Origin of the sequence: Blastococcus sp. KM273129 (assembly GCF_021698995.1) — a bacterium.
In the GTDB taxonomy this organism is placed as follows: domain Bacteria; phylum Actinomycetota; class Actinomycetes; order Mycobacteriales; family Geodermatophilaceae; genus Blastococcus.
Genome location: NZ_SSXB01000052.1, coordinates 21,783 through 28,499, shown reverse-complemented (window position 1 = coordinate 28,499; position 6,717 = coordinate 21,783). Strand labels below are relative to the sequence as shown.

Here is a 6,717-nt window from a genome sequence, read left to right as displayed (position 1 = left end):
ACCCTGGCTCGACGAGGAAGCCCCACCCGACCCGATCACCTTGTGAGTCGTGCGGCGCCGCGCCGGGCCACTGGCCCCTCAGCCACCCGTTGACCCGCGCCGCTGCGCCACCGGAACACCCGCGATCGGATCCGTTCCCAAGCGGCGCGACGGCGAGGACAGTGGGCGGCGCAGCCGCGTCGCCCGGGCCCCGCCCGCTCGCCAGAGGAGCCGTCGCATGTACGCGCGTTCCACCACCATCGCCGGCAACCCCGACCAGGTCGAGCGGGGCATCGTCTACATCCGCACCCGCGTCCTGCCCGCGGTCATGGGCATGGACGGCTTCATCGGCCTCTCCATGCTCGCCGACCGGACCTCCGGCCGGTGCATCGTCACCAGCGCCTGGGAGGACACGACCGCACTCCACCGCAGCGCTCCCCAGGTGAAGGCCATGCGAGCGCGCGCCAGCGACATCCTCGGCGGTCCGGCGGTCGTGGACGAGTGGACGATCGCCGTCCTGCACCGCAGGCATCCCGCGCCCGACACCGCATGCGCCCGCGTCACCTGGACCCGCGGCGACCCCGGCCGGCTCGACCGGATGACCGATGCCTTCGGCGTCAGCATGGTCCCCCGCCTCGAGGAGCTCCCCGGCTTCTGCTCGGTCAGCGTGCTCGTCGACCCGGCGAGCGGCCGCGCCACCACCGCCGTCACCTACGACTCCCGCGACGAGATGCAGGCCGCGCTCGACCGCGCCACCGACCTGCGGGAGGAGTTCAGCGCGCAGATGGCGGCCGAGGTGGTCGAGGTCGCCACCTTCGACCTCGTGGTGGCCGAACTCCGCGTCCCCGAGACAGTCTGACCCGCGACCGTCAGCCCGGTCTGAGGGCCCGCACCGGCACCGTCACCGACCGGGACCCACCCGGCCACGTCGGCAGGAGCAGCATCTTCACGCCCGCGCCCCCGGTGACGACGACGTGCACGTCGGCCGCCGACCCCGCCACCTGCAGGCCCGCGGTCGCATACCCCGGCAACCCCGCGCGGAAGGCCAGCGCGGACGCCGAGCCCCGCAGCAGCGCGCTGCCCTGCTCGAACAGGAACTCCGCGATCCGCTCGTACCCCCACCCGTGCACCGCCAGCAGCTCGGCCGGCTCCGGCGGCAGCAGGAGGAACTGCTCCCCCAGCCCGGCCCGCTGCGGATCACCCGAGGCCAGCGCGACGCCCGCCATCGCCGCCGCGGCCGGTCCGAGCACCGACGGCGGCTCCCGGTAGCCCTCCCCGGGCAGCGTCTCCACCACGCTGCCGACGCCGCTGACCGTCACCGCGTCGACGTCCACCCCGAGCCCCCGCCGCTGCGCCAGCGACGGCAGCGGCCGCGCCGCCTCCGCCGTGCAGCACGTGTACTTCGCCGGCTGCCCGATCGTCGCCATGTCGGTCACCCCCGCCGTGGCACCCCCGATGCCCGCGAGCGCCATCGACACCGCCCGCCCGATGCAGGCGTTCGCCCGGTTGCCCGTCCCGAGCCCACCGGAACCCGACGTCATGCCCAGCCGCCTGGTCACGGGCCCGTGCACGAGCACCGCGACCGCCGGCGCACCCGTCGTCGTCGAGAGCCCCAGCAGGTTGAACCGCTCCTGGAGCGCCGCGCGGCAGGCGGCCACCACCACCGGCAGCTCCCCCGGCCGGCACCCCGCGAGCACCGCGTACCAGGCGACCGAGCGCACCGTCAGCGGTCCGAACAGCGGCGGCACCAGCCCGAGCTCCTCGTCGGGCGCCGCCACGCCGTCCAGCATCACCGCGAGCCGGGGCGCGGTCGGCGGCACCACCGGCAGCCCGTCCCCGTGCCCGGCCGCCAGCAGGTCGCCCAGCACCGACGCCGGATCGGTGCCGGCCTCGACCAGCGGCAGCTCCGAGAGGCTCACGGCAGGTCCGGGGTCGGCACGTCCGAGGAAGGGAGCTCGGGGCTCGGGAGGTCCGTGCTCACGGGCGGACCGGCACCGGGCGCGTCACCGCCGCCGTCGCGCCGAACGACGGGATCCACGCCGAGTGCTTCCCCGCCCCGCCGGCGACCAGGATGTGCAGCATGTCCGGGCCGGTGCTGACCGGGTAGAACTCCCCGTCCGGCTTCACCCCCCAGTCCTCGAACTGCCGCTGGTTCTCCTCCGACACCTTCGCCACCGGCACCCGCGCCTGCTCCCACAACCGCTCGCGCAGCGCCTCCGCCGTCCACCCGTCGCGGTGCAGCGTCGCCGCGTGCTCCGGCCCCAGCACCAGGAAGTGCGGGCCCTTCACGTACAGGTTGTTCGACCCGGTCTGCGCCATCGTCCCGGCGATCGTCATGAGCAGCCCCTCGCCGGTCGTGCTGCCGTGGTCGTTGATGTTGTGCGGCCCCTCGCACGCCGCCACCGTCACCGTCGACTCCCCCGGCGCAAACCCGCGGCGCACCGAGAACGGCTCGAACGGGCTCTCCTCCTCGTTCTCCCCGAAGCACCACGTGTACTTCGCCGGCCCGCCCTGCGTCGAGCGGTCCATCGAACCCGGCCGTGCCCCGCCGACGTGCGTCGTCAGCAACTGCACCGCCCGCCCGATCACCGCGTTGGCCCGCGTTCCCTGACCGAAGCAGTTCGTGCCGCTGTTGACCCCCAGCGACGTCCGCACCGGCCCGTTCACGATCACCAGCGGCGCGCACGGGTGGGTGGTGGCCAGCACGCCGTGCAGGTTGTACTCCGGCGCCAGCAGCGCCCGCACCGCGGCGAGCACGACCGGCAGGTCGGCCGGCCGGCACCCGGCCATGACGGCGTTCGCCGCGAAGCTCTCCCGCGTCGGCACCAGCCCGGACGGCGGTACCGGCCCCAGCTCCAGGTCGATGCCGTCGAGCGCCGCCAGCGCCGCCGCCACCCGCTCCGGCGTCGGCGGCACCGTCGGCAGCCCGTCGCCCCAGCCGCGCTCCCAGGCGACCTCGTGCCAGTTCTCCTCGGTCACCCCGGGGAGGTCGATCACCTCGGTCATGCGCTCCCCCGCGCCTCGTCGGCCAGCGGCAGCAGGGCACCGGCCGCGACCTCGATCCGCTCCGCGAGCTCCTGCTCGTTGAGCCCGCCCACCGGGTGCGGCACGACGACGACCCGCGGCGACACCCGCCGCGCCTTCGCCTGCGCCTCCACCAGCGGCAGGAACGTCGAGGTCACCAGCAGCGGTGCCACGACGCCACGCTTCTCCAGTTCCACCGAGTCGTGGAGACTCCACGACGAGCACGAGCCCTAGTCACCGACCGCCACCAGCACCACCTTGTAGCGCTGCGCCAGCCAGTCGATGACGTCCTTGTCGGCCGCCGCCGAGGCGTTGGGCTTGCTGGCGAACCCGAGCTCGGCCAGCCCCCAGTGCTCCTGCAGCCGGTCGCCCACCCCGCGCAGCAGCTCGGTGGCGTTCGGCTTGGAGTTGGAGAACAGCGCCACCTCGGTCCAGTCCGCGCCGCCGCCCTCCGGTACCGCGCCGTCGGCCTCGTCCGCCGGCACGCCGTAGGTCGGGTCGACGACGCGCAGCCACGGCGCGGCCGCCGACGCCGAACCCCCCGGCGCCGGACCCGCCGCGGCCCGGCGCGCGGCCACCGCCGCCTCGCCCGCCGCCGTCCCGTCGACGATCGCGGCCGCCACCGACTGCACCGCACCCGACCGCGCGTCCCCGGCCACCAGCACCGTGCCGGCCGCGGCGCCCACCCCCTCGGCGGGCAACCGGCCCGCGGCATCGGCGGGCACCTCCTCGACCAGGCCCGCCGGCCCCCGTCGTCCCACGTAGGTGAACAGCCCCTCGACCGCCAGCTCCCGCGGCCCACCGGCCGTCTCGACGACGACGGCCGCGAGCACGCCCTCCCCCCGCAGCGCGGTCACCCGCACCCCGGGGAGCACCTCGACCCGCTCCGCGGCGGCCAGCCGGCGAGCGCGGTCGGCATCCCACCGCGGCTCCCCCGGCACGAGCACGGTGACCGCCGAGGCCACCTCCGCCAGCTCCAGCGCCTCCTCGGCCGTCCACTCGTCGTCGCCCACCACCGCCACCGCGCGGCCGCGGAACAGCGGCCCGTCGCACCCGGCGCAGGTGGAGATCCCGCGGCCGACGAGCTCCTCCTCGCCGGGCAGCCCCAGCCGCCCCGGCCCCAGCCCGGTGGCGACGACGACCACCTGCGCGGTCACCGCCCCGGCGCCCGCCTCCAGCCGTACCGGCGTGCCGGACCGCACCCGGGTCACCTCGTCGAAGGCCATGACCACACCGGCCGCCTGCGCCTCGGCGACCAGCCGCGACACCAGGCCGGCCGAGTCCGCGGTCTCCCCCGGCGCCGGGTGGTCGTGCACGGAGGTCAGGTTGACCAGCTGCCCGCCCGGCGCCATCCGGTCGTAGGCCACCACCCGCAGCCCCGCCCCGGCCGCCACCCGGGCCGCTGACAGCCCCGCGACACCCGCGCCGACGACGGCGACGTCCCAGTCGGTGCTCATGCGCTCACCAGCCCCCTCGAGATCCGCGGCCACAGCTCGTCGGCACCGGCCTCGGCGAGCCGCCGCCCGAGCTCCCGGCCCCACGCCCGCTCGCTGCCGAACTCGTCCCGCCACGACCACAGCCGCCGGGTGAGCTGGCCGAGCTCGTACTCCTTCGTCATGCCGATCGCCCCGTGCGCCTGGTGCGCGGCGCGGGCCGCCACGGTCGCCGCCTCCCCGGTCACCGCGGCGGCCGCGGCGACGTCGAAGGAACCGGGGTCCGGCCGCGCGTTCCGGGCAGCCACCTCCACGGCCATGCGCGCCAACTCCGCCTCCTCGGCGATCGTCACCAGGTGCGCCTGCACCGCCTGGAAGCGGGCCACCGGCCGGCCGAACTGCTGCCGCTCACCGGTGTACCGGACGGTCAGCTCGGCCACCCGCGCCAGCGCGCCCGAGATCAGCGCCGCCCGGCCCAGCGCCCCGCGCAGCCGCAGCGCGTCGGCGTCGACACCCGCCGGCGCCGGCGCGACCGCCTCGTCGGCGAGCGGCGCGTCGTCCCAGCTGAGGGTGTCGCGGGGCTCCGCCGCGAGGTTCCGGCCCCCGAGAACCTGCGCCACCGCCGTCGGCGCGGAGACGACGTACCGTTCCCCGCCGACGGAGGCCAGCAGCACCACCCGGGTGCTCCGGCCGCCCCACGGCACCCGCTGCACCCGCGCGGTCAGCCGCCACGTCCCGGGCCCGCCGGAGAGCTCGACCACGTCACCGGGTCGCCCGACCGCCGCCGACGCCGGTCCCTCCGGCAGCTCCAGCCCCGCGGCAGCCAGCGCCCAGCCGGCCAGCAGCCCGCTCTCGGCCAGCGGCACCGGCGCGGCGAACCGCCCGGCCACGGCCAGCAGCGCGCACGCGTCGGCGACGTCGCCGCCGGAGCCGCCCGCTTCCTCCGGCACCGACACGTACGGGAAGCCCGCCTCGGCCAGCGCCGACCACAGCCGCTCGCTCCAGCCCGTGGCCTCGGCCGCGACGACGTCCTCGGGGGTGCACCGGTCGCGCAGCAGCCCGGTGGCCACCTCGGTCAGCATCGTGCCGTGCTCGCTCATGCCAGCCCCTTCGCGGCCACGGACCGCAGGATCTCGGTGGTACCCCCGCGCAGCGTGTACGACGGCGAGGTCAGCACGGCCTCGGCCAGCAGCTGCTGGAACAGCGTGCCCGTGCCCTGGTCGACCTCCGTCTCGGCGGCGCCCCGCAGCGCCTCGACCAGGTCCTGCTCGAACCGGGTGCCGACCTCCTTGACCAGGGCCGCCTCGACCACCGGCACCTGCCCGGCGTCCAGCGCGCGGGCCACCGACAGCGACAGCCCCCGGATCGCCCAGGCGCGCGCGGCGAGCCGCCCGATCACCGCCGCCTCGTCGTCGGCGACCGCCTTGCCGGCCCCCTCCCGCACGAACTCGCGCAGCACCGGGAACGTCGAGAGCCACCGGTCGGGCCCGCTGCGCTCGTAGGCGAGCTCGCTGGTCACCTGCTGCCAGCCCGAGCCGATCTCGCCGAGGACCATGTCGTCGGCGACGAACACGTCCTCGAGGGCGACCTCGTTGAAGTGGTGCGACCCGTCGAGGTACGGGATCGGCGACACGGTCACGCCGTCGGCGCGCAGGTCGACGATCAGCTGAGAGAGCCCGGCGTGCTTGCGGCCCTCCTCCATCGGGGAGGTCCGGCACAGCACGGCGAAGTAGTGGTTGCGGTGCGCCTCGCTGGTCCACACCTTGGTGCCGGTGACGCTCCACCCGCCGTCCACCCGCGTCGCACGGGTGCGCACCGAGGCGAGGTCCGAGCCCGAGTCGGGCTCGCTCATCCCGAGCGAGAAGTAGATCTCCCCCGCCGCGATCCCCGGCAGGAAGCGGCGGCGCTGCTCCTCGGTGCCGAAGTGCAGCAGCGTCGGGCCGGTCTGCCGGTCGGCCACGAAGTGCGCGCCGATCGGGGCGCCGGCGGCCAGCAACTCCTCGGCGACGACGAAGCGCTCCACCGCGCTGCGGCCGTGCCCGCCGTACTCGGGCGGGATGGCCATGCCCACCCACCCGCGGGCGGCGAGCCTCCGCGAGAAGTCCGGGTCGTAGCGGCCCGCGAAGCCGAGCGCCGGGCGGTGGCCGGCGGGCAGCTCCGCGGCCAGGAAGCCGCGCACCTCGGCGCGCAGCGACTCCTCGGCGGGGGTGAGGGGTGTGGCGCCGAACTGCATGGCCGGGCTCCTCCGGTCGGGGGTGCCCGCCGGGCCGCACCAGGCGGC

General features: G+C 76.3%; 7 protein-coding genes. 1 reads left to right on the top strand and 6 read right to left on the bottom strand.

The genetic code is table 11. The features are described from left to right. Positions 1-217 precede the first annotated feature (217 nt). Positions 218-838 carry a hypothetical protein gene (locus E9565_RS14815; protein ID WP_236827621.1) on the top strand — a complete coding sequence of 207 codons (621 nt, stop codon included), beginning with the start codon at positions 218-220 and terminating at the stop codon, positions 836-838. Positions 839-848: 10 nt separating this feature from the next. On the opposite strand, the gene E9565_RS14810 is transcribed toward E9565_RS14815, so the two are convergent. The 6 genes from E9565_RS14810 to E9565_RS14785 are packed head-to-tail and all read right to left on the bottom strand — an operon-like array spanning position 849 to position 6,669. Continuing rightward, positions 849-1,898: a hypothetical protein gene (locus tag E9565_RS14810; protein ID WP_236835665.1), complete on the bottom strand. Its 1,050-nt coding sequence runs from the start codon at positions 1,896-1,898 to the stop codon at positions 849-851. A 58-nt stretch (positions 1,899-1,956) separates the two neighbouring features. Next, positions 1,957-2,985 carry a hypothetical protein gene (locus E9565_RS14805; protein WP_236827623.1) on the bottom strand — a complete coding sequence of 343 codons (1,029 nt, stop codon included), beginning with the start codon at positions 2,983-2,985 and terminating at the stop codon, positions 1,957-1,959. Then, entirely contained in the window at positions 2,982-3,176 is a 195-nt protein-coding gene (locus E9565_RS14800; protein WP_236833547.1) for a hypothetical protein, read from the bottom strand. Before E9565_RS14800 ends, E9565_RS14805 begins: the two co-directional genes overlap by 4 nt. A 57-nt stretch (positions 3,177-3,233) precedes the next feature. After that, positions 3,234-4,460 carry an NAD(P)/FAD-dependent oxidoreductase gene (locus tag E9565_RS14795; RefSeq protein ID WP_236835663.1) on the bottom strand — a complete coding sequence of 409 codons (1,227 nt, stop codon included), beginning with the start codon at positions 4,458-4,460 and terminating at the stop codon, positions 3,234-3,236. After that, the gene (locus E9565_RS14790; protein ID WP_236835661.1) at positions 4,457-5,536 is read right to left on the bottom strand and encodes an acyl-CoA dehydrogenase family protein; all 1,080 of its coding nucleotides are present in this window, start codon (positions 5,534-5,536) and stop codon (positions 4,457-4,459) included. The genes E9565_RS14795 and E9565_RS14790 overlap by 4 nt, the downstream gene beginning before the upstream one ends. Next, positions 5,533-6,669 (bottom strand): acyl-CoA dehydrogenase family protein, encoded by a 1,137-nt coding sequence (locus tag E9565_RS14785; RefSeq protein ID WP_236827627.1) that lies wholly within the window; start codon positions 6,667-6,669, stop codon positions 5,533-5,535. The genes E9565_RS14790 and E9565_RS14785 overlap by 4 nt, the downstream gene beginning before the upstream one ends. Positions 6,670-6,717 lie beyond the last annotated feature (48 nt).

What these genes read in the sequence shown, in the direction of transcription:
- E9565_RS14815 (WP_236827621.1), top strand. Translation starts at nt 218, where the DNA reads ATGTACGCGCGTTCCACCACCATCGCCGGCAACCCCGACCAGGTCGAG.
- E9565_RS14805 (WP_236827623.1), bottom strand. Translation starts at nt 2,985, where the DNA reads ATGACCGAGGTGATCGACCTCCCCGGGGTGACCGAGGAGAACTGGCAC.
- E9565_RS14795 (WP_236835663.1), bottom strand. Translation starts at nt 4,460, where the DNA reads ATGAGCACCGACTGGGACGTCGCCGTCGTCGGCGCGGGTGTCGCGGGG.
- E9565_RS14790 (WP_236835661.1), bottom strand. Translation starts at nt 5,536, where the DNA reads ATGAGCGAGCACGGCACGATGCTGACCGAGGTGGCCACCGGGCTGCTG.
- E9565_RS14785 (WP_236827627.1), bottom strand. Translation starts at nt 6,669, where the DNA reads ATGCAGTTCGGCGCCACACCCCTCACCCCCGCCGAGGAGTCGCTGCGC.